This is a genomic window from Tessaracoccus sp. OH4464_COT-324 (genome assembly GCF_003932855.1).
Lineage (GTDB): Bacteria > Actinomycetota > Actinomycetes > Propionibacteriales > Propionibacteriaceae > Arachnia.
The window spans coordinates 195,172-216,794 of the sequence record NZ_RQYZ01000002.1 but is presented as its reverse complement, the minus strand read 5'-3'; the positions used below and the strand labels follow the sequence as shown (position 1 = coordinate 216,794).

18 protein-coding genes are annotated in these 21,623 nt (G+C 66.2%); 9 read left to right on the top strand and 9 right to left on the bottom strand.

Annotated elements, in window-relative coordinates; genetic code table 11:
* On the bottom strand, positions 1 to 199 hold a 199-nt coding region (locus EII42_RS13260; RefSeq protein ID WP_199729781.1), incomplete at its 3' end, for a hypothetical protein.
* Between the two features lie 86 nt (positions 200 to 285).
* Between EII42_RS13260 and EII42_RS02975 the strand changes: the two genes are divergently transcribed.
* The 3 genes from EII42_RS02975 to EII42_RS02965 all read left to right on the top strand — a co-directional run bounded on the left by EII42_RS02975 (position 286) and on the right by EII42_RS02965 (position 4,801).
* Positions 286 to 1,164: a pyruvate, water dikinase regulatory protein gene (locus EII42_RS02975; RefSeq protein ID WP_125170622.1), complete on the top strand. Its 879-nt coding sequence runs from the start codon at positions 286 to 288 to the stop codon at positions 1,162 to 1,164.
* Between the two features lie 116 nt (positions 1,165 to 1,280).
* Positions 1,281 to 3,923: a pyruvate, phosphate dikinase gene (gene ppdK, locus EII42_RS02970; protein ID WP_125170621.1), complete on the top strand. Its 2,643-nt coding sequence runs from the start codon at positions 1,281 to 1,283 to the stop codon at positions 3,921 to 3,923.
* 137 nt (positions 3,924 to 4,060) lie between these two features.
* Entirely contained in the window at positions 4,061 to 4,801 is a 741-nt protein-coding gene (locus EII42_RS02965) for a hypothetical protein (protein ID WP_125170620.1), read from the top strand.
* An 89-nt stretch (positions 4,802 to 4,890) separates the two neighbouring features.
* Here the strand turns inward: EII42_RS02965 and EII42_RS02960 are convergent, their stop codons facing one another.
* Together EII42_RS02960 and EII42_RS02955 are read right to left on the bottom strand one after the other, a co-directional pair.
* A complete protein-coding gene (locus EII42_RS02960; RefSeq protein ID WP_125170619.1) occupies positions 4,891 to 7,251 on the bottom strand; it encodes an HAD-IC family P-type ATPase in 2,361 nt (786 codons plus the stop codon).
* Positions 7,241 to 8,323 (bottom strand): polyprenyl synthetase family protein, encoded by a 1,083-nt coding sequence (locus EII42_RS02955; RefSeq protein ID WP_125170618.1) that lies wholly within the window; start codon positions 8,321 to 8,323, stop codon positions 7,241 to 7,243. The genes EII42_RS02960 and EII42_RS02955 overlap by 11 nt, the downstream gene beginning before the upstream one ends.
* A gap of 48 nt (positions 8,324 to 8,371) precedes the next feature.
* On the opposite strand from EII42_RS02955, the gene EII42_RS02950 reads away from it, so the two are divergent.
* A complete protein-coding gene (locus EII42_RS02950; RefSeq protein ID WP_125170617.1) occupies positions 8,372 to 9,253 on the top strand; it encodes a methylenetetrahydrofolate reductase in 882 nt (293 codons plus the stop codon).
* On the opposite strand, the gene EII42_RS02945 is transcribed toward EII42_RS02950, so the two are convergent.
* Positions 9,241 to 11,421 carry a UvrD-helicase domain-containing protein gene (locus EII42_RS02945; protein ID WP_125170616.1) on the bottom strand — a complete coding sequence of 727 codons (2,181 nt, stop codon included), beginning with the start codon at positions 11,419 to 11,421 and terminating at the stop codon, positions 9,241 to 9,243. The genes EII42_RS02950 and EII42_RS02945 overlap by 13 nt on opposite strands.
* A 77-nt stretch (positions 11,422 to 11,498) precedes the next feature.
* Here EII42_RS02945 and EII42_RS02940 point away from each other — a divergent pair, with 77 nt between their 5' ends.
* Entirely contained in the window at positions 11,499 to 12,284 is a 786-nt protein-coding gene (locus EII42_RS02940; protein ID WP_125170615.1) for a thioredoxin domain-containing protein, read from the top strand.
* Positions 12,281 to 13,090: a cytochrome c biogenesis CcdA family protein gene (locus tag EII42_RS02935; RefSeq protein WP_125170614.1), complete on the top strand. Its 810-nt coding sequence runs from the start codon at positions 12,281 to 12,283 to the stop codon at positions 13,088 to 13,090. The genes EII42_RS02940 and EII42_RS02935 overlap by 4 nt, the downstream gene beginning before the upstream one ends.
* 153 nt (positions 13,091 to 13,243) lie before the next feature.
* Here the strand turns inward: EII42_RS02935 and EII42_RS02930 are convergent, their stop codons facing one another.
* The 5 genes from EII42_RS02930 to EII42_RS02910 form a co-directional block, all read right to left on the bottom strand.
* A complete protein-coding gene (locus EII42_RS02930) occupies positions 13,244 to 14,347 on the bottom strand; it encodes a hypothetical protein (protein ID WP_125170613.1) in 1,104 nt (367 codons plus the stop codon).
* A 300-nt stretch (positions 14,348 to 14,647) separates the two neighbouring features.
* Positions 14,648 to 15,025, bottom strand: coding sequence for a DUF3040 domain-containing protein (locus EII42_RS02925; RefSeq protein WP_125170612.1), 378 nt, complete (start codon positions 15,023 to 15,025; stop codon positions 14,648 to 14,650).
* 47 nt (positions 15,026 to 15,072) lie between these two features.
* Positions 15,073 to 17,226 (bottom strand): transglutaminaseTgpA domain-containing protein, encoded by a 2,154-nt coding sequence (locus EII42_RS02920; protein ID WP_158676375.1) that lies wholly within the window; start codon positions 17,224 to 17,226, stop codon positions 15,073 to 15,075.
* The gene (locus tag EII42_RS02915; RefSeq protein WP_125170610.1) at positions 17,223 to 18,446 is read right to left on the bottom strand and encodes a DUF58 domain-containing protein; all 1,224 of its coding nucleotides are present in this window, start codon (positions 18,444 to 18,446) and stop codon (positions 17,223 to 17,225) included. The genes EII42_RS02920 and EII42_RS02915 overlap by 4 nt, the downstream gene beginning before the upstream one ends.
* Positions 18,447 to 19,346, bottom strand: coding sequence for a MoxR family ATPase (locus tag EII42_RS02910; RefSeq protein ID WP_125170636.1), 900 nt, complete (start codon positions 19,344 to 19,346; stop codon positions 18,447 to 18,449).
* Between the two features lie 253 nt (positions 19,347 to 19,599).
* Here EII42_RS02910 and mraZ point away from each other — a divergent pair, with 253 nt between their 5' ends.
* The 3 genes from mraZ to EII42_RS02895 all read left to right on the top strand — a co-directional run bounded on the left by mraZ (position 19,600) and on the right by EII42_RS02895 (position 21,621).
* Positions 19,600 to 20,028, top strand: coding sequence for a division/cell wall cluster transcriptional repressor MraZ (gene mraZ, locus EII42_RS02905; protein ID WP_125170609.1), 429 nt, complete (start codon positions 19,600 to 19,602; stop codon positions 20,026 to 20,028).
* Between the two features lie 112 nt (positions 20,029 to 20,140).
* On the top strand, positions 20,141 to 21,082 hold the full coding sequence (rsmH, locus tag EII42_RS02900) for a 16S rRNA (cytosine(1402)-N(4))-methyltransferase RsmH (protein WP_125170608.1): 942 nt from the start codon (positions 20,141 to 20,143) through the stop codon (positions 21,080 to 21,082).
* Positions 21,079 to 21,621: a hypothetical protein gene (locus tag EII42_RS02895; RefSeq protein ID WP_125170607.1), complete on the top strand. Its 543-nt coding sequence runs from the start codon at positions 21,079 to 21,081 to the stop codon at positions 21,619 to 21,621. Before rsmH ends, EII42_RS02895 begins: the two co-directional genes overlap by 4 nt.
* The last annotated feature ends 2 nt before the right edge of the window (positions 21,622 to 21,623 follow it).

The window sequence follows — 21,623 nt, the reverse complement described above, 5'->3', positions numbered from 1 at the left end:
CGAAGCCGAGCGAGCCCAAGCCGAGCGAGCCCAAGCCGAGCGAGCCGAAGCCGAGCGAGCCCAAGCCGAGCGAGCCCAAGCCGAGCGAGCCGAAGCCGAGCGAGCCGAAGCCGAGCGAGCCGAAGCCGAGCGAGCCGAAGCCGAGCGAGCCGAAGCCGAGCGAGCCCAAGCCGATGAGGCCCAGGCCGGGGCTGCCCAAGACCGGAAGATGAAGTATGACTGGGGCGCCAGCGGTTAAGCTGGCGTCCCAGTCTCACTCTCCCGTGGGCTCAGTAGACTGCGCATATGACCGCAACGCCGCTGGAAATCCATATCTTCGCGGACTCCACGGGGGAGTCCGCCGCCCGGATAGCTCGGGCCGCCGTCGCCCAGTTTCCCGGACGGGAGTTCGTCATCATTCGTCATCGGCGGATGGGCTCGGCCGAACAGATCCAGCGGGTGCTGGCCACTTTGGAGCTCGTTCGCCCCATCGCGATTCTCTACACGCTCGTCAAGCGCGAGATGGCCGAGACCGTTGAGCGGTTCTGCGCGCAGTATTCGGTGCCCCACTCGGACCTCATGACCGACACGGTCTCCGCGCTGGAACAGGCGTCCGGGACCGAGGCCGCGGCGGTGCTGCGGCGCCCGGTAGGGGTGGAGGCTGACTATTTCACGAGGGTCACCGCAATCGACTTCGCGGTGCGCAACGACGATGGTTCCATCCCTCAGGCGCTACGTGAAGCGGACATCGTTCTCGTCGGGCCCTCGCGGGCGGGCAAGACGCCACTTTCGATCTTCCTGGGCTATTTGGGATTCAAAGCCGCAAACGTCCCGCTCGTTCCAGGGATCACCCCCCCGGAGGAACTGTTCACCGTTGATCGCTGGCGGATTGTTGGTCTGACCATGGACGCCGACCGACTTCAACAAATCCGAAATCAGCGGGTGAAGGGCATGGGCGGATTCGGCAATCGCGACGGATACGCCGACCTGGCAAAGATCTATGACGAACTGGACGAGGTGGGCGAAACCATGCGGGTGCTCGGCTGCCCAGTGGTCAACACCACGGGAGTGGCGCTGGAGGAAAACGCCAGCCGAATCGTCGACCTGGTGGCCACCCGAGCCATGAAATTCGGCGCAAGCCTGCGCACACCCCCTGGGGTGATGTGCCGGCCGGACGCGATTTAGTTAGCGTTTCCAAGCATTTGGCGGCCCCTGTGCTGAGGTGAACTCTGGGCTGAGTAGTGTTGAGACATCGGGGGCTACGGTCAGCCCCCGAGTCGAGTCAAAGGAGTCTTGACCATATGAGCGACAAGCGCTACATCTACGATCTTGCCGACGGAAACGCCGGCATGAAATCCCTTCTCGGCGGCAAGGGCGCCAACGTTGCGGAAATGCACCGCATCGGCATTCCTGTCCCGGATCTGTTCACCGTGTCCACTACTGCGTGTGTCGAAACCATGCGCCTCGGCGGCGAGTGGCCGGAAGGGCTGGCCGAAGAGGTCGACCAAGGCCTGGCTCGCTTGGAGGAGCGCACCGGTAAGAAGCTCGGAGCTAGCGTCAACCCGCTGCTGGTTTCGGTCCGTTCCGGCGCGGTCTTCTCGATGCCCGGCATGATGGACACCATCTTGAATCTCGGCATGTCCGATGAGTCGGTGGTGGCGGTGGCGCAGGAGTCGGGCAACGAGCGCTTCGCCTGGGATTGCTACCGTCGCTTCATCCAGATGTACGGTGAGGTCGTCGAGGGCGTTCCGTCGCACGCGTACGAGGATGCGCTCACCGAGCTCAAGCTCGCCAAGGGCGTGGAACAAGACACCGACCTGAGCGCCGACGACCTCAAGGAGTTGGTGGCCACCTTCAAGGAGATCTCGGTTGACCACCTGGGCGGGGAATGGACCTCCGACCCCCGCGAGCAGCTGCACCGCGCGGTGAACGCTGTCTTCAAGTCCTGGCTCAACCCGCGAGCCGAGGTCTACCGTCGCGCCAACAACATCTCCGCAGACCTCGGTACCGCAGTCAACGTGCAGCAGATGGTCTTCGGCAACCGCGGTGAGACGTCGGCGACCGGAGTCTGCTTCACCCGCAACCCGTCCACCGGCGGGAAGGAACTCTACGGCGAGTTCCTCGTGAACGCCCAGGGCGAGGATGTCGTCGCGGGCATCCGCACTCCTCGCCCGCTCGAGGAGATGCTCGAGGTGCTGCCGGAAGCCTACGATCAGCTCATCGCGACGATGGAGCGCCTGGAGCAGCACTACCGCGACATGCAAGACATCGAGTTCACTGTCGAAGACGGCAAGCTCTTCCTGCTGCAGACCCGAAACGGCAAGCGCACCGCTGCCGCCGCGCTCAAGGTGGCCTCCGATCTCGTCGACGAGGGCCTGATCGACAAGTCCGAGGCTCTGCGCCGCATCGAACCCAGGCAGCTGGACCAGCTGCTGCATCCCGCGATCGATCCGAAGCACGGCAAGCGACCGGTGGCCAAGGGCCTGCCCGCCTCACCCGGTGCCGCCGTCGGTGAGGTTGTCTTCGACGCCGACACCGCGGCGGAGCGCGGCGGGCGCGGCGAACCCGTCGTGCTGGTGCGCTACGAGACCACGCCGGATGACATCCACGGCGTCATCGTGGCCCAGGGAATCCTCACGGCCCACGGCGGAATGACCTCGCACGCCGCGGTGGTCGCCAGGGGCATGGGTAAGCCGTGCGTCGCCGGAGCCGCCGGGATCCGCATTGATGCGGTCGGCAAAAAACTCACCATCGGCGAGCACGTCTACGCCGAAGGCGACGTGATCACGCTCGACGGCACCAGCGGCGAGGTCTACGGCGAAGCGCTGGAGCTGATCCCTCCGCAGATCAACGAGGACTTCGAGCGTGTCGTGGAGTGGGCCGACGAGGTGCGCCGCCTGGGCGTGCGGGCCAACGCGGACAACTTCGAGGACGCCTCGAAGGCGCGCGAGCTGGGCGCGGAGGGCATCGGACTGTGCCGCACGGAGCACATGTTCATGGCCGCCGACCGGCTGCCCGCGGTGCGGCGCATGATCCTGGCGGAGACCCCCGAGGCGCGCGCCGATGCACTGACCGAGATCCTGCCGATGCAGCAGGCCGACTTCGAGGGCATCTTCACTGCGATGAAGGGGCTTCCGGTGACGGTGCGCCTGCTGGATCCGCCGCTGCACGAGTTCCTGCCCAACCTGGTGGAGCAGTCGCTGCTGGTTCAGCGCCTGGAACTCACGGGGGCCGACGCGGAAGAACTCGCCGCCGCACGGCAGACCCTCGCCCAGGTGAAGCGGCTGCACGAGCAGAACCCGATGCTCGGCACCCGCGGCTGTCGTCTCGCGATGCTCTACCCGGAGATCCCGGAGATGCAGACCCGCGCCATCATCCGTGCGGCGCTGGCCGTTAAGGAGCGCGAGGGCGAGACCGTGGGGGTCGAGATCATGATCCCGCTGGTGGCGCTCAAGCAGGAACTCGAGGTGCAGCGCGCCATCGTCGAGCGTGCGGTGGCGGAGGAAGTCGGGGACTCAGGCCTTGAGGTCAAGATCGGCACGATGATCGAGTTGCCGCGCGCGGCGCTCACTGCCGATCAGATCGCTCAGTCCGCCGACTTCTTCAGCTTCGGCACCAACGACCTCACCCAGACCGGTGTCGGCATCTCCCGAGACGACGCCGAGAACGGCTTCCTGGCCCAGTACGTGATCGATCACGTGCTTGAGCAGAATCCGTTCGAGTCGATCGACGTCGACGGCGTGGGGCAGCTCGTCGAGATGGGAGTGGCCAAGGGCCGGAACACGAAGCCCGACCTCAAGACCGGTGTGTGTGGAGAGCACGGCGGTGACCCCGCGTCGATCGAGTTCTTCAACGGTGTCGGCCTCGACTACGTGTCCTGCTCCCCGTTCCGGGTGCCGATTGCGCGGTTCGCGGCGGCCAAGGCCGTTCTCGAGCAGGGCTGATCGCGACGACCAGCTGAACGGGTGGGGCGGTGAGCCCCACCCGTTTGCCGTCCCCGCGTAGGGTGGTGACCGGGTGGCGCGCGGCCCGGAAGTATCTGTTTACGGCGGCCCGGCGCCGGCCAGGCTAGCGTCTTGGCATGCAAGCAACACCGTATTTTGATCGGAGAAACCTCATCCGGGCCACGGCGGCCGCGCTGATCGCGCCCGGGCTGGCCGGCTGCCAACTCGGCGCGGTGATCAGCAACCCGGCGGTCACGGAGTGGCTGAAGGGCTTCGCCTCCGACCTGCTGGCGGAAGCGGCTCTTGACCTGCTGACGGACGTCTCGGCCGTGCTGCGCGACGGCTTCCACAAGGCCTACCAAGAATGGCTCCCGGGAGATACCGCCTCGCTGACCGAACTCGACTTCGGCAAGGTGTACTGCGACCAGGAACGCACCGTCCTCTTCGCCGGGGTGTCCGACCAGCGGGAAAATCAACAACGCGGTACCAACAGGGGCGCGAGCGACCCCAGGACCGACTGGTGTTTCATCGTGTTCGCCCAAGGGGAGCAGTCGCTGAAACTCCCGCCCTGGGCGTGGCAGGGGCTGCATATGTTCATTCAGGAGATGTCGACGAGCGCGGAAGCGGAAAGCGGGAACCGGGTGCGCAAACTGCTGGCCGCGACGCTGACCCCGACGGCGCTAGAGACCAACCAGGTGACCAGTTGCGCCGAGGCGGTGGAAGCCGTCTCCTATCAGGGTGGGTACGGGCCCGTCGACGTCGCGCTCGTCGAGCAACCCGACCACAGCCACTACGTGCTGGTGAAGGCCGCCGGCTTCCCGGACGCAGAAAACGGGCCCACCGTCGCCCAATACGACCTGCCAACCGCGGCGGGTTAGGACCTGTCTCGGAAACGCTGCTGGGGCGAAGACGCCCAGGGATGTGTTGGGCCCCTCGCGCCCGACCCAGCGCGACCCGCGCGCCAGGCTCAGGCCTCGCGCTCCGGAAGCAGCCGCGCGGGCTCGCCCGTCAACCAGGAGCGCAGCCACCAGATCAACTCCACGACGCCCACCCCGACTGCGCCCGCCACGTAGGCCACCAGCATCGTGTGCCAGTTGGCGGTGTCTAGGTTGAGGATGCTGGCCGTCACCGGCCAATGGATCAGCACGCCGTAGAAGGCGTAGGCGAAAGCAACGAGCGCCAGCCGCCACAGCCGGTACGGGCGAGCGACCACGGACAGTACCCACGTCGCGACGATGATCATCGTCGTCAGCGCGGCAGTGGAGGCCTGCAATTGCAGATCCATCGGCACCTCGCCCAGACCACGTGCCCACAGGTAGGCGACGATCGTAGCCGCCGCCACAGCGACGCCGGCGGGCACCGCCAGCGAGAGTGTGCGCGAAACGAAGCCCGGACGGGCGAGTTCCTTGTTCGGCGCAAGGCTCAGGAGGAAAGCTGGGATACCGATGGTGAACCAGCCCACGACGGTGACGTGCAGCGGCTGAAACGGGAACGGCACCGCCACGAGGCCAAAGATCAGGGCCAGGGTCACCGAGTAGATGGTCTTGGTGAGGAACAGTTTCGCGACGCGCTCGATGTTGCCGATCACCCGGCGCCCCTCGGCCACGACGTGCGGCAGCTGCGCGAACTTGTCGTCGAGGAGCACCAGCTGCGCCACGCTTCGGGTGGCTGCGGCCCCCGAACCCATCGCCACGCCGAGGTCGGCGTCCTTCAGCGCCAACACGTCGTTGACTCCGTCGCCGGTCATCGCGACGTTGTGCCCGCGGGACTGCAGGGCCGACACCATCTGGCGCTTCTGCTCCGGCGTGACCCGACCGAAGACGCCCGCGTTCTCGACCCGCTCGGTGAACGCCTCACTAGGCTCGGGCAGGGTGCGGGCATCCACCACCTCGCCAAGATCCACGCCCAGGGACCGGGTGACCGCACCAACCGAGGCCGCGTTGTCGCCCGAGATCACTTTCAGCCGAACACGCTGGTCCTGGAAGTAGGCGAGCGTGTCGGCGGCGTCGGGGCGAACCAACTGATCCAGCACCACCAGCGCCAGCGGAGCCACCCGGCCGGGTGCGTCGGCGGAGTCTACAGGCAGTTCGGCGCTGCCCAGGAGCAGCACCCGTCGGCCGGTCGACCCGACCTCTTCCGCCTGCGACGCGACCTGCCCCTCGGCCAAGACATCCGGAGCGCCCAGCACGATGTTCCGGTCGCCAAAACTGACGCCGGACCACTTCTTCGCCGACGTGAACGGGGCCCGCGCGGTGACCTGCCACGGGTCGGAGGCGGGCTCCACGCCCAGCGCGATGGCCTGCATCGAAGCGTTCGGCGTATCGTCTGCGGCGACGAGCTGCGCCAACACCGCGCGAGCCCCGGCCTCGTCACCCACCACCGGGAGGATCTCGCCGAGCGTCATGGCGTTCTGGGTCAGGGTGCCAGTCTTGTCGGCGCACACCACGTCCACGCGGGCCAGCCCCTCGATCGCAGGCAGCTCCTGCACCAGCACATTCCGTTTGCCCAACCGGATGACGCCCAAGGCGAACGCCATGGCGGTCAGCAAAACCAGACCCTCCGGCACCATCGGAACCAGGGACGCCGTCATGCCGAGCACCGCCTGCTGCCAAGTGGTGCCTGGTTGGGCGAACTGCACCCAGATGGACAGCACGCCCACCGGGATCAGCAGCCAGGAGACGTATTTCAGGATCTGGTCGATTCCCTGACGCAGTTCCGAGGACACGAGGGTGAACTTCGCGGCCTGCGCCGTGATCTGCGCCGCGTAGGCGTCGGCTCCCACCTTCGTCGCCCGGTAAACGCCCGAGCCGGAAACTACGAATGCCCCGGACATCACCTCGTCGCCGGGGACCTTGGCGATGGGGTCAGCCTCGCCCGTCAGCAGCGATTCATCAACTTCGAGATACTGGGCGGTTACCACCTCACCATCCACGACGATCTGCCCGCCGGGTGCGAGGATGATCAGGTCGCCCAGCACCACCTCGTCGCGCAAGATCGAGGTGCGCACCCCGTCGCGGATCACCTCGGGTCGGGCCTCGCCGACCACGGCCAGCCTGTCCAGCGTGCGCTTGGCCCGCAGCTCCTGGATGATGCCGATGATGGAGTTCGCGATGATGAGCATCGCGAACATCCCCTGCAACAGCTGGCCTGTCGTCAGCACGCACAGAAAAAGCACCGCGAGGATGAGGTTCACGCGGGTGAAGACGTTGGCCTTCACGATACCGGACACGGTTCGTCCCGAGCGGGGTGGGAGCGTGTTCACTTCGCCACGCTCGACGCGCTCGGCCACCTCCTGGGAGGTGAGCCCCACAAGACTCTCAGTACGCACGGCGCACGCTCAGCTCTGCCAGGCGGGTGAGGGCCGCGGTGCCTGCGGCGGAGAAGCCACCCGAGTGCAGCGCCTCAAGGCCCTGGGACAGGTGATCCTCGATCAAGCCTTCGACACTGGCTCGCGCCCCGGTGGCCTCGATGATCTCCGCCGCGGCCACGATGTCGCGCTCGCGGGCGTCCTTCGCGCCCAACACCTCCCTGAGACGGGCGGCAGCCGTGGCATCGGCCCGGTTCAGCGCGGTGAGCACCAACACGGTCGCCTTGCCCTCGCGCAGATCGCCGCCCGTCGGCTTCCCGGTGAGGCTTTCGTCGCCCCACACGCCCAGCAGGTCGTCGCGCAGCTGGAACGCGTGTCCCACGTGCGAACCGAAGCTGGCCAGCCGGGCGAGCGCCGCGTCGTCGGCACCGGCCAATCGGGCGCCGATCGTCGAGGGGCGCCGCATCGAATAGCTCGCCGACTTGTACTCAAGTACCTTCTCCGCCACCACGAGCGGGTCCGGGTAGTCCGCGACGTCGAAGGCGGCGGAGATGTCGAGGAACTGCCCAGCCGTCACCTCGGAACGCATCCGGCTGAGCTCCGGCCGGGCCGCCTCCAGATTGGTGGCTCCTGCGGTGTCGAACATCTCCGCGCTCCACATCAGCAGCATGTCGCCCAGCAGCACCGCGGCGGCTGCCCCGAATTCCTGGATGCTTCCCCGGCCGCCCCGCTCGACATGGAGCATCTCGAAACGCTTGTGCGCGGCGGGTAGGCCGCGGCGGGTGTCGGCTGCGTCGATCAGGTCGTCGTGAACCAGCGCCGAGATATGCAGCACGTCCAGCGAGGCCGCGACTTGTAGCACCGCCTCTCGCTCGCTTGGTTCTCCGCCGACTGCTTCGTGCGCCCAGTAACAAAAGGCCGGACGCAGCCGCTTGCCGCCCAACGCGTAACCCAGCGCAACCTCGAGGAGCGCGGAGGTGCCCACCTCCTGCATGAGCGGACGCTGCTGGTTCAGAAAATGCGCGATGGCGCCCTCCACCTTGGTGCGGAATTCGTGCGCCAGGGGATCGTCCGGGTCAAAGTCTCGAAGCATGGATCAAGACTAGCCACCAGATCCGCCTTCGCGTCTATCCTAGCCCTCATGCTTTCTCCCGCAGGGCTAACCGTTGCTGAGCTGCTCAGCCAAGGCAAACCTCTTTTCTCCTTCGAGTTTTTCCCGCCGCGAACGGCGGAGGAGGTTCCGAGGCTGCTGAATACCGTCGCGGCGCTCGCTCCGCTGGCTCCCGACTTCGTCTCCATCACCTACGGCGCCAACGGTTCCAGGCGTGACCGTACGATGGAGGCCACCCGGGAGATCGCACGGATAGGCAACCCGATGACGGTCGGCCACCTGACCTGCGTCGACCAGTCGAAATCCGACGTGGCGAACGCGCTGGCGCTCTACCGGGAGGTAGGGGTGCGCAACATCCTGGCCGTGCGCGGCGACATGCCCGGCGGGGGCCGATGGAGGCCGCACCCGGACGGGTTGCGCAACGCAACCGAACTCGTCGAATTCGTGAAGAGCGAGGGCGACTTCTGCGTCGGAGTGGCTGCCTTCGTCAGCCCGCACCCCGAGACCAACGACGCAGACCTGGATGCTCGGATCCTGCTTGACAAGGTCGCAGCAGGAGCGGACTACGCCATCACCCAGCTGTTCTTCGACACGGCGGACTACTTCGCCCTCGTCAACCGGATGCAGTCGCTGGGCTGTGGCATTCCCATCATCGCCGGGCTCATGCCGCTCACCGCCATCCGGCAGATCGAACGTTTCGAGGCGCTCTCCGGAGCCCCGTTGCCTGCGGACTTCGTGGCAGGCCTGCGTGCGGCCGACCCGGCGGACGTGCGCTCGATTGGCATCAGCCATGCGAAAGACATGTGCCGGATCCTGCTCGACGGCGGTGCGCCCGGGCTGCAGTTCTTCACCCAGAATCGCGCCAAGGCGACCCGCGAGGTGCTGGCGGCGGTGCGCGGTCAGAGGAACTGACGCCAGCGGGCGGAGTCGATGTCGATGGCCACCATCCGCTGAGTCGCGCGGGTGAGCGCCACGTACAGCACCCGCTCGGCACCCGGGGCCTCGGCTACGATCTCATCCGGGCCCACGACGGCCACCCCGTCGTACTCCAGACCCTTGGCCTGCAGCGCGGTGACGACGACGAGCCGGCTTTCGAATGCGGACAGCCGAGGATCTGACAACACGAATCGGGTCATGTCGGCGAGCCGGGAGGGTGCGACGATGATTCCGATCGTGCCGGTGACCTGACCGGCCATGGCGATCACCTCGTCGCGGAGCTTGATTTGCAACCCGTCGGCGCTCACCTGGATCAGGCGCGGTTCAACCCCCGTCGAACGCACTGCCTTGGGCAGGAGCGCGTCGGGGTGCACTCGGACGATCACCTTGGCCGCTAGGTCAAACACCTCGGAGGGGGAGCGGTAGTTGGTGCTCAGCACGAAGCGGCGATGCGCGCCCCTGCCGATGATCTCCTTCAACGCTCGCTCGGTCTCCTCCGGCTTGGGGAACGAGGATTGTGCCGGGTCGCCGACGATGGTCCACGAAGCCTGCGGCCCCCGGCGGCGCAGCATCCGCCACTGCATCGGCGTGATGTCCTGGGCCTCATCGATCAGCAGATGGGCGAAGGTGCGCTGCGGCTCGTCGTCCGGATCCGCCATCTTAGTGCGGGCGAACCGGTCGCCCAGACCAACCAGCTCTTCGACGCCTGCGGCCTCCAGATAGGCGAGCGGGTCGTCGATCTCCTCCGGCTCCGGCCCGAGCAGACCCACCAACTCGTCGAGCAGCGCGACATCCGCCACCGACCAGCCGCGGGGCAATTCCTCCACTTCAAGGTCGGTTAGCCAGGCGTAGGACTTTGCCAAGGCCATACGCTCGTCGTCGCTCAGTTCGGGCGCCACCTCCCGCACGACGGCTGGGTCGGCGAGTCGGGCCAGCACGGTGTGCGCGCTCAAGGTCGGCCACCAGGCGTCCATGAAGTCGCTCAGCTGACGCTGTTCGCGGATCAGCTCCGGCACGTTCGCGTCGTCGACTTCGACGTCCTCGGGCAGTTTCGCGACGAGCGCCTCCACAACCATGTTGGTGGCCTGCCGGCGGGCGAGATTGAAGCGCTGGGCGGCGAGCACCGCGTCGCGGATGGCGCTGAGCTCCTCCCTGCTTAGGCTCAGGATCTCTCCCTTGACCGATACACGCAACCGGGGCAGCTCGCCCAGCGGCAGCCGAACCAGCCGGCGCAGCACCTTCGCCATCAGCCAGGAGCCCTTGCACGTGGCGGCCAGTGAGTCGTCGAGGCGTTCACTGGTCATGCCCAGCACATCCGTGGCCACCGAGCCGATCGACTTGAGCGTCACCGAGTCCTCGCCGAGGCTGGGCAGCACCCGTTCAATGTAGTTCATGAACACATTGCTGGGTCCGACGACGAGCACCCCGCCGCGCTCAAGCCGCGCACGGTTGGTGTAGAGCAGGTAGGCGGCGCGGTGCAGGGCTACGACAGTCTTCCCGGTGCCTGGGCCGCCCGCGATCACGGTGACGCCGCGGTAGGGCGCGCGAATCGCCTCATCCTGCTCGGCCTGGATAGTGGACACGATGTCACGCATCTGGCGTCCGCGTGCGCGAGTCACCGCAGCCATCAGCGCGCCTTCGCCAAAGATGGGCAGCTGACGTTCAGCGTTCGGATCTAGCAGGTCGTCTTCGATGCCGAGCACTCGTTCGTCTCGGCAGCGCAGCACGCGACGACGGATCACGTTCATGGGAGAAATTTGGGTGGCGCGGTAGAACGGCTCTGCGGCGGGGGCGCGCCAGTCGATCACCAGGGGCTCGTACTCGTCGTCGCGCACGCCGATGCGCCCGATGTAGCGCACCTCGTCGTCGGTCAGATCGATCCTGCCGAATACCAATCCCTCGTGCTCCGCGTCCAGCACCGCGAGCCGGCGCGCAGCTTGGAACGCGAACGCGTCACGCTCGAACAGCGCGGTTCCGTTCTCTTCCCTCAGGAAATCAGCGCGGTCGGTGACGAAGATCTCCCGGCCCTGGCGGGCCAGCTCCTTGGCGCTGGAGGTGGCCACGTCGAGGTTTGCATAGACTTTATCGACATGGGCTTGTTCGATCGCGATCTCTTGTTCGAGCGCTTCGCGCGAAGTAGTCAATGGAATCCTCACTGCTTTTGGGCGTGGCAGGATATTCTAGCCCACCGAAACTGGAGTCGAGTCATGAGGCGTTGTAGGTGAAGAACAAGATTCAGCCGATGCAGATCATCCTGGGCGCGGTACTCGCTGTGCTGGTGCTGGGCAGTATCGCGATGCTGGGCCAGCAGGGCCAGTCAGCCGCGGAGTCCGCGCCCCCCAAATCGGCCTCCGCGCAGCAGGCCGGCGGCGAGAAGTCGGCCGCGGGCACAACGTCTGTCGCGCCGTCGGCGAAGCAGCAACCCACGGAGCGAAGCGACCAGGAACGGGCACTATTGGCGCTGCCCAGACGCAAGGCCGACGATCCGGCCGCCTTGGGTGCTGTTGACGCCCCCGTGGTCATCACGGAGTGGGCTGACTTCCGCTGCCCGTTCTGCTCCGCATTCAGCGAGCAAACCTTGCCGAAGCTGCGCAGCTTCATCGACTCCGGCCAGGTACGGTTCGAATTCCGCGACTTCGCGGTCTTCGGCGATGACTCAGTGTTCGCAGCCGCAGCAGCGCGTGCTGCCGGGCGACAGGGCAAGCAGTTCGAGTTCATGGAGACGTTGTTCATCGCGCTGCCCAACAGCGGACACCCACCGGTCAGTCGCGATCTTGCGCTTCAGGTGGCGCAGCAGGTTGGGGTTGCCGACTTGGATCTCTTCGCGGCAGACATAGACGGTGAGGAGCTCAAGGCCGCGGTGCAAGCCGAGACAGTGGAAGCGCAGCAGATCGGTATCCAGAGCGTCCCGGCCTTCGTCGTTGGTGGCCAGTACATCTCCGGCGCTCAACCCGCAGAAGTTTTCGTGCAGGTGATCCAAGAAGAGCTGGCCAAGGCGGGCAGGTGAGCGTCGGCTACGCGTTGGCTTTCCTGGGGGGTGCCGTCGCGCTGTTCAGTCCGTGCGCGGCGATGCTGCTGCCGAGCTTCTTCGCGCTCGCGTTTGGTCAGCGCACGGCAACCCTCCTAGGCCGGGTTGGCATCTTCTACCTGGGTTTGCTGGCCACGCTCGTCCCGCTGGGGTTGGCGGCGGGGACGGTTGGTGCGCTGCTCGGTGCCCACCGGGAGACCTTGGCCCTGGCGGGCGGCATCGTGCTGATCGTGCTCGGCGTGGCCACCGCCTGCGGCTTCTCGCTGCCGGTGCCCGGGCTGAGCGCGAAAGGTGGTTCCAGCCCGGTGGCGGTGTTTGCCCTCGGCGCAGTCTACGGTCTTGCCGGGGCCTGCACCGGCCCGCTGTTGGGTGCTCTTTTCACCTTCGTCGCGGCCAGCGGATCCAGCCTCTACGGGGCGCTGCTTTTTGCGCTTTTCGGCGCGGGCATGACTCTGCCGCTGGCGCTGCTGGCCCTGGTGTGGGACGCGGGACGCATCGGGGAGCGGCTACGGCCCAAACCGCTGCAACTGGGACCGATCACGACGTCGGTGTGGTCCATCGTGGCAGGTGCGCTGTTCGTCGCGCTGGGCGGGCTTTTCCTGTTCTCCGACGCCACGGGTTCCCTTGGCGGGCTGCTCGACGCCACTCAGCAGTTGGAGCTGGAGGGCTGGCTGCGCAGCCTCGTCGGAGGAGTGCCTGACGTCGTGGCACTGGTTCTGCTGGCGCTTGTCGTCGGGCTGCTCGTCTGGTGGGCGGTGACTCGCGAGGATCGCAGCGCGGTCTAGCGCCTGTTGCAAAGAGCATGCCGGGCTGCGGCGCACCGGATCGGGCGACTCCCAAACTCTCAGCATCTTGATACCCAGTAGGAGGCAGAGGCCGAGCGCCCATCTCGTCCTGCTCAGAGCATCCTCGCTCCGACAGCGCTTTCGTAGCAGACTCTAGCCCTGGTCGGCGCGCGCCAGCCTGGGCAGCTGGAAGGAGCGGTTCGTCGGCCGGCAGTCCTGCCCGGTCAACTGCTCGTGCAGTTCGTAGACCGCCAGCGCGGCGCTCAGCAGCTGAGCCCAGGGTTCCCCGCCGGCCAGGCAACTAGCGGATGCGAGGCACGCGCCGGGGATTTGGCGTGCCAACCAGCGTTGGACGTCGTCGGGGGCGATGCCAGCGCTGAGGTCGGGGCGCGCAGCGCTGTAGTCCACCACTTGGGTGCGGTGTTCGCCGCGGATGGTGCGCAGAGGCAGCGGGCCGGTGAGGTCGACGATCTCGGCGGCCGGGCCCGGGTCGCCTTCGGTGACTTCGGGCACCAGCGCGGCGCGGGGGCGGCGCCACAGCCGGCGGGGGAGGCGGGGCCGGGCGTCCAGTGTGGGTGGATCATCGGAGGAACAGACCCCACGGAGTTCCAATCGGTTGCGCAGCAACTCAACCAGGGAGTTGGCCTCGGCGGTTGTTCCAGAGTGGACCAGTCGGTGGCGGCCGAAGGTGCGCACGATAACCTGCCGCACCGCGAGCAGGCCGGGAACAGTGGGCGAGTCAGTGCCGGCTAGTGGGCCTTCTGCGAGGATGATCGGAGCCAGTCTGCCTGCGCGGTCGGCGACATCGGGCAAGGTACGATCCAGCCACAGCGCCCGCAACTCGGCACCGGTCGCCGGACGCCTTGGAGATTCGAGCCCAAAGCGACGCAATGCGCTCCAGACGTCGTCCAGGTCGTCGAGGAGGTCGCGCCAGGCTTCGGCCGGCGCGCCACCCAGTGCGTCCCGGATGGCGTAGAACTGGCCTGCGCGGTCGTCGGGTAGCGTCAGACGCAGCCCGTCCGGGAGCAGATAGGTGGTAGGTGGCGCGGGCTCCAGGCTGAGGTGGCGGGAGTTCAGGGCCCCGACGAGCGGCTGGCCGGACTTCTTAAACAGGTCGCGCCAAGCAGCTGGCAACTCGAAGTGGTTCAGCAGTTCCTGGCCCTGCTCCGCGCCGGAGAGCCCGACCGCATGACCGAGCCGGGCCAGCCGGGCTGCGGCGGCCATGCCGGCCAGGGTGCGGCCCGCGACGACGATCATGGCGAGCAGTCTAGAACACCTGGGGGCTTGCCGGTTGATCAGGGAGGGCCTTTGCAGTTGCGTTTACTGAGCAGGGGCTCTACTGGGGTGGGGCTCGACTCCGGTAGGTATTGGGCTTCTTAGGCCCGGCGCAGACTCGGCCCGCGCGTCGGCCAAGCAAGCGGCGGGCCTGCTCCGGGCGGCGGAGCAGGCGAGGAGGCGGCGGCCCGGCGGCCGCACCCCGCGCCGGAAGTGTGGGCCAAGACGGTGAAGGATCTCTTATCCGACCCTGCGCAGCCCGGAATAACTTTCGAACAGGGCCTAGAAGTCCCCCTGGCGTTTGCGCCAGCGTTCCTCCAACCTGTCCATGAACTCCTTGCTGCCCGAGCCGCTGGGGGAGGGCTGCTTCTTTGGGCGCTGCTCCCCGCCGTCTGTCACTCGCTGCCAGGAACCGATGCCGACGATGCACGCCGCAAGCATGATGCCAAACCCCAAGACGCTGATTCCCCAGAAAAGTTGGAAACCGAACAACAGCGCCACCAGGCCGACCAGGAATCCGACGCCGGCGAAGGCTGCCCGACGCCGATGGATTCGCACCTGGCCGCGCCCGCTCAACGTTTCCGCGAATTTCGGGTCTTCCGCCTTGAGCGAGGCCTCAAGCTGCTCCAGAAGCTTCCGCTCCTCTTCAGATAGCGCCATGGGGTCTCCTAGAGTTGGGGGTCTGCTTAGGATTCTAGTCGGGTCCGTCAACTGCTGCTCCTACTGCGCCAAAGCGATCGAGGCAGCCAGAGGTACCGTGCGGGGGCGTCGTGCAAAACCTCGGATCGGAAGAGTCGCACGAGCTGAGGGAGGCGCTCGGTATCGACGCTGTCGCGGGCGAAGAAGGAGCGTTCCACGATGTCAGCAATCGCCATGAGGGTGTCGTAGCCGGGCAGGTGCTCGCCCAGTTCGCGCGCGGCTGGCCCGGGGGATCCGGCAGGCAGGGAGATCCCGATGTCGGCGAGCGTTGCGACCACCTCCTGCCAGGCGTTTCGCGCGGCCTCGGACGGAGGTTGGGCGGGGCGGAGCCGCCACCGTCGTTGTCCGGTGCGCACGGCGCTGGGCAACGCGGACAGCACTGTGGTGACCGCCAGCCCGAGCAGGAGCCACAGCAGTATGCCGAGCCACGCAGCCTGCTCCGTCTTAGCCGTAGTGGGTTGGCTGGCGGGTGCCGGGGAAGCCGGTGCCGTGCTGGGCTGCGCGGAGGGGCTGGGCGAGGCAGGCGACGACGGAGTGGGCACCGGGTCCGTCGTGTTCGGGGCGTCGGAGGGATTGCTGGCGGGTGGAGCGAAGCCGCCGTCGCCTGGGGTGGGCTCGAATGGTACCCAGCCTAGGCCGTCGAAGTAGAGCTCCGGCCAGGCGTGCATGTTGTGGGTAGTGACGAGGAAGCTACCGTCCGGTTTCCTGGTTCCCCCGTTGAATCCCACCGCCATGCGCGCAGGAATGCCTTCCAAGCGGGCCATAGCCACCATCGCCGAGGAGAAGTGGATGCAGTATCCGGCCCGGTCTTCGAGCAGGAAGGACGAGATAGCGTCCAGCGAGGTGGAGTCGGGGGCGTCGAACGTATACCGGAAGCCATCTTCGCGGAGGAAGGACTCGATTCTCAGGGCCTTGTCACCATCGGACACGGCGCCCTCAACGACGGAGCTAGCTAGTGCCTTCACTTCCGGGCTCATCTGCGGCGCCACCGTGGTGATCTGTTCCACATCGGTGCCGGCGACTGCTGTGCGCAATTGCTCCGGGGAAACCCTGGGCACGTGGCTGTGGGCGGTGTAGTTGAGGTTCCGCCCCTGCTTGCTGCCCTCAACGCCGGAGGCGATGACGGAGAGGGTGATCGGGTCGAAACTCCATTTGCCCTCGGCGGAGAAGGAATCCACGGCGAAGGGGACAGGCAAATAATCCGAATCGAAGTCCATCTGAACGTTGACCTCCACCTCCTCCCCGGGGAAGTCATAGGCGCCGGCCAGACCAAAGTTACGCAGCTGCATCGGTATGAGGCGAGCGCCGTCGTTGGTCAGGTCAGGTAGGGCCACCGTCCGCAGGTATATGGGTTCCCCGGTCGAGCTGCTGTACGTGAGCACCCGCTGCTCTTGCGGGCGCTTCAGATTCTCGGTGAGGTTGATCGTCGGGTCGCCGAGCTGGATCGAGCTGGGGGAGTCGCCCTGGAAGGGGGGGTGATCGTTGACGGGGAGCACCTTTGCGAAAAGGGTCGCCGGAAGCAACGTGGCCAGCAAGATGAGCAGCGCACCCAGGGCTCCGAGCATCGACCGGATATCATTCCTGTTCCTCAATCCGCTGGGGAAGGAGGGTAAGCCGGACGAACAGTACAGGGCGACGACGTACGCGGCCAACGGCAAGCCGTAGGCACTCAGCCAGAGGGATTCTTCGTTCACCAGGGAAGCGACGACGGCACCCAGCAACAGCGGAGCAAAGGACCAGACAGTTTGTCCCAGAACCCGGGAGAGGAACTCCGCGAATAGGTAGAGCACCAGCGAACCCACCAGGGCGAGGAAGCCGACGGCTGGGGTGACGGTGATCGGGGTGGTGTTCCTCGATATCTGATCCAGTCCACTCTGGACGCCCGTGAGCCAAGCCGAAAGGTAGTCGTCGCCAGGCAACTGCGTCGCCCCGAGAAAAACCACGATGCCAAGTGCGGCCAGCGTTTCGAGGAGGAATATCCATCTGTTTCTGAATAGCCGGAAGAAAGAGAGAAAAACTGCGGCCAAGGCCAGGCCCAGGGAAGGGAGGAACAAAGACAAGCCGAAACGGCCGGAGAAGAAGTCAGCCAGCGGGAGGAGCCCGACGGCCGTTCCGACGGCGAGTATCGGTGAGGCCCAGGTGCCTGGGCGGGTTTCAGTCATCGCCATTTCCCTTTGTGAGTGAGGGCTTGCAATACGCTGGGTACCGTTTCCAGTGTCCCGTGGGTGTGACAGAGCCAACCGTGCAGCCTGAGGGAATCCAGCGCGGATCGGTGTGCTGGAATGTCCGAGCCCCACTGCCCAGGGTCCGGGGCGAAGAGGACCGGGGCGGTCAGACGCTCACCGATGGTCGCCAGGAACTCCGCGTCGTCGACTGACAGTAGTCCCGTGCAGGCGATGAGCCGGGAAGTGCTCGGCAGCGGGGTCAGGTGGCCGGCCATATCGGAGAGCCGCTGCCCGTCGTCGGCTTGCAGATCGATCGCGGTCTCCAGTAACTGGTGGTGTTGATCGCCGCGAGCGTCGGAGGAGGAGAAAATCAGGCCGGAACCGCCGAGGATCCTCAGCCGGTGTTTCTCGCTCAGCAGCCTTAGTCCGATGCTGGTACTCGCGGATATGGACCACTCCATGCTCGACGAGGCCCCGTTTCCCAGATGAGCCGAGCGGCGCAGGTCGAGCAGCACGGTGGAGGAGGGCTGCAGCGGGGCGTCGTCAAGGCGAACCATCAACTCGTCACGCTTCGCGCTGAGCCGCCAGTGCACCTTGCGCATCCCGTCGCCCTCGCGGTGTTCGCGTACCAGCACATCCGGGTCGCCCGTTAAACCTGTTTTCCCGGTCCCGGCGGCCCCAACCCTGGGCGGGCCGCCGGCAGCGAGCGCGGGCAGGGGCCACACCCGGGGAGCCACCCGCAGCGTGTTCTCCTCGCCCAGCGCACGAATGCTTCTGGCGGCTAGGTTCAGTGGAGAGAGCACTTCGACGATGGGAGCTGCAAGTCTGAACCTGCCGCGAATCGAACTGCGTAGCCTGAATGTGTCTAGCACCTCACTCCAGGGCCTGAGCTGGTTGACTCGTAGCGTTCCGCCTCCACGTAGCGGTGGGTGGGGGACATCAGTGATCACCGCCGTGCAAATCGATCCTAGGCCGGGCTTGGTGATCTGGAGGTCGTAGGACAGGGGCTCGTTTATGCACACCTGGGTGGAACTCATGATGCGCTGGAAATGCACCTTGCGCAGCAGAAAGGTCAGCAGCAAAGCGATGACCGGTAGGAACACCAAAACAAGCCCGACGGCTAAGAAATCCCGCTCTCCGAGGTAGAGCCCGGACAGGACGAACAGGGCTCCGCCGACCAGCAGGGAAGTGCCGCGTGAGGTGAAGCGGATGCTCACCTATCCTCCTCGGGGGGCCGACACGGTGTTGACGATTTCGCTGATCACATGCTCTGGGCTTCGTCCGGCGACATGCGTGTCCACCGTGGGCAGCACTCGGTGGGCGAGAACCTCGACTGCAAGCATGGTGGCGTCCTCGGGGATCACATAGTCGCGGCCGGCCAGAGCGGCAACCACGCGAGCAACTTGCATCAAATGGAGCGATGCCCTCGGGCTGGCTCCCAGCCGCAGGCTGGGGTGCGCCCGAGTGGCGGAGCACAGCTGGACGATGTAGTCGGCGATAGCGGGAGAAACGTAGACCAGCTCAAGCGAGCGCATCGCTTGGTTGATCTCCTCGACCGAGGTAACCGCACGAACCTGGCCGAGCCGGTCCCCGTCCGCGCGAGCCAGGAGCATTCGGCTCTCCGCGGTTTCCCCCGGGTAGCCCATGGAGATGCGCGCCATGAAGCGATCGCGTTGGGCCTCGGGTAGTGGGAAGGTGCCTTCCATCTCGATGGGATTCTGGGTTGCGATGACCATGAACGGTTGGGCGAGCCGGTAGGTGCGGCCATCGGCGGACACCTGACGCTCGGCCATCGCTTCCAGCAGCGCGGATTGCGTCTTGGGGGACGCGCGGTTGATCTCGTCGCCCAACACGATGTTGGCGAAGATCCCACCGGGCTTGAACTCGAACTCGCGAGTGTTCTGGTTGAAGACGGATACCCCTGTGATGTCCGAGGGCAGGAGGTCCGGGGTGAACTGGATGCGTTTGAAGCTGCCCGAGATGGACCGGCCCAAGGCCTTAGCCAACACGGTCTTTCCAACTCCGGGTACATCCTCGAGCAGTAGGTGGCCGCCGGCGAGTAGCACGGTCACGGCCGTGCGGACCTGGCGTCGCTTTCCCTCGATGACGCGATCCATCTCGCTGGAGATCGCTTCGGCCAGACGAAGTATCTCCCCGACTCTCGAATCCACCACGGCGCCGAGCCTCCTTCCGATGTTGGGCAGGCCCAGCCTACTGACTCGGGCAAACAATTCCTGCCTCGGCCGCAGCTGCGGCCGCGTCCGCGAGGGGCTCGCGACTCGCCGATGAAGAGAAAGTGGTGGAAAGTGGGGTAAAGTGGGGCGAAATGGAGTGAGGTGTGGTGATCTGTGGCGGAGGGAGGTGCGCCCCGTGTTTCTCGGTACTTACCTGCCGAAGCTCGATGACAAGGGGCGGATCATTCTTCCCGCCAAGTTCCGCGACGCGTTCGCCGAGGGGCTCGTGGTGACCCGCATTCAGGAGCGGGCTCTCGCGATCTACACGGCGAAGGCATTCGAGGAGTTGATGGCCCCCGTAGCTTCAGCGCCGACCACGGTCAAGCAGGTGCGCGACTACCAGCGCATGCTCGCGGCCGGGGCCAGCTTCGAGGTGCCGGACAAGCAGGGCCGGATCACCATCCCCCCGATCCTGCGTAAGTACGCAGGGCTCGATCGGGACGTGGTGGTGATCGGCGCGGGCAACCGGGCCGAGATTTGGGATCTAGCGGCCTGGGAGCAGTACTCCGAAGCCAGCGAAGCGGGCTTCGCCGACCTGGACGAGGAGTTCATGGTGCCGTTATAGGTCGCCACCCGGTCCCCTCCTGGCGGGTCCCCTGACTTTCTTCCCCGTAGTCAGGTGGCTCACCAGGAGGGGACCAGGTGGCGAACAACATAGGAGTTTGAGGAGGGTATTGATGGCTGATGTGCATGTACCTGTGCTGCTGGAGCGGATCGTCGATGTCCTTTCCGGCTCCCTGGGCGCCCCCGGGGCTATTTACGTGGACGGCACGCTCGGGTTGGGTGGGCACGCCCGCGCGGTGCTGGCACGCAACCCGCACGCCAGACTGATCGGGATCGACCGTGACACCGACGCGCTGGCGGTAGCTCGGGAACGCCTGGCGGAATACGAGCCACGAATCACTCTGGTGCACGCCGTTTACGACGAGCTGCCGGACGTGCTGGATTCACTGGGCATACCTGAGGTCGATGCAATCCTGTTGGATCTGGGGCTCAGCTCGCTGCAGATCGACCGGGCCGGGCGTGGCTTCGCCTATCGCTTCGACGCGCCGCTCGACATGCGGATGAATCAGGAGGATCCGCTCACAGCTGCTGATGTGCTGAACACCTATTCGGTGGGAGAGCTGGCCCGAATCCTCACGCGGTACGGCGAGGAGAGGTACGCCGACAGGATCGCCCGAGCTATCGTCGCGCAGCGCCCATTCGAGAACTCCGGCCGGCTGGTTGAAGTGATCCAATCCGCCCTCCCGGCTGCTGCGAGGCACAGCGGGGGGCACCCCGCGAAGCGTACTTTCCAGGCGCTCCGGATCGAGGTGAACCGGGAGCTCGAAGCCCTGGAGAAAGTGCTGCCCACATCCCTGGACAGGTTGCGGCTGCACGGTCGGGTGGCTGTACTCAGCTACCACTCGCTGGAGGATCGGCTGGTCAAGCGGGCTTTCGCGGCCGCGGCCAGCGACCGCGCACCACAGAACATTCCAGTGGTGCCCGACCACCTCCGCGCTCAGTTCGTCCTCGAGACTCGGGGCGCTGAGCGGCCGACGGTGGACGAGACGTCGAACAACTCCCGGGCGGCCTCCGCCCGGCTCAGAATCGCAAAACGGATCAGGGAGAAAGCATGAGCGTAATTGTTCCCCGTGCGCGGGTGTCCACCGTCGGCTTCGTGCTGATCATCCTCACCGTGATCGGCATCGGGCTTGGCGCAGTAGCCATTGTCACCACATCAATCGGTGCCCAATCGCGTGAGCTGGAGACCCTGCGTCGTGAAGCCACCCAACTGACATACGAGTCTGCCGCGCTTAAGTCGCAGATCGAGAGTATTGGCAGCTCGGCGTCGCTGGCTTTTCGAGCAACCGACCTGGGCATGGTGCCTAACCCATACCCTGCCTTCTTGCTGCTCGCGACCGGAGAGGTGGTGGGTGCGCCCACCTCCGTCAAGGGGGACGAGCTGCCGTTGCTGCGCGGAATGCCCGTGCGGCAACCGCCCGAGTCGCCTCAGCCCGATGAAGCCGCTTCGTTGCCCATCGACGGTGCGGGAGGCAACCCGGATGCGGCGAACGTCACGGTCAACGATCCGGCTCCCGCCGAGACCCAGCCCGCTTCGGGGGTCGTAGCGGCTCCCGCTCAAGGGACTGGAGCTGCGGCGGCTGGGGAAGGGTAGAG

Coding starts and splice junctions, on each gene's coding strand:
- EII42_RS02975 (WP_125170622.1), top strand. CDS start 286: ATGACCGCAACGCCGCTGGAAATCCATATCTTCGCGGACTCCACGGGG.
- ppdK (WP_125170621.1), top strand. CDS start 1,281: ATGAGCGACAAGCGCTACATCTACGATCTTGCCGACGGAAACGCCGGC.
- EII42_RS02965 (WP_125170620.1), top strand. CDS start 4,061: ATGCAAGCAACACCGTATTTTGATCGGAGAAACCTCATCCGGGCCACG.
- EII42_RS02955 (WP_125170618.1), bottom strand. CDS start 8,323: ATGCTTCGAGACTTTGACCCGGACGATCCCCTGGCGCACGAATTCCGC.
- EII42_RS02950 (WP_125170617.1), top strand. CDS start 8,372: ATGCTTTCTCCCGCAGGGCTAACCGTTGCTGAGCTGCTCAGCCAAGGC.
- EII42_RS02930 (WP_125170613.1), bottom strand. CDS start 14,347: ATGATCGTCGTCGCGGGCCGCACCCTGGCCGGCATGGCCGCCGCAGCC.
- EII42_RS02925 (WP_125170612.1), bottom strand. CDS start 15,025: ATGGCGCTATCTGAAGAGGAGCGGAAGCTTCTGGAGCAGCTTGAGGCC.
- EII42_RS02920 (WP_158676375.1), bottom strand. CDS start 17,226: ATGACTGAAACCCGCCCAGGCACCTGGGCCTCACCGATACTCGCCGTC.
- EII42_RS02910 (WP_125170636.1), bottom strand. CDS start 19,346: ATGGATCGCGTCATCGAGGGAAAGCGACGCCAGGTCCGCACGGCCGTG.
- rsmH (WP_125170608.1), top strand. CDS start 20,141: ATGGCTGATGTGCATGTACCTGTGCTGCTGGAGCGGATCGTCGATGTC.
- EII42_RS02895 (WP_125170607.1), top strand. CDS start 21,079: ATGAGCGTAATTGTTCCCCGTGCGCGGGTGTCCACCGTCGGCTTCGTG.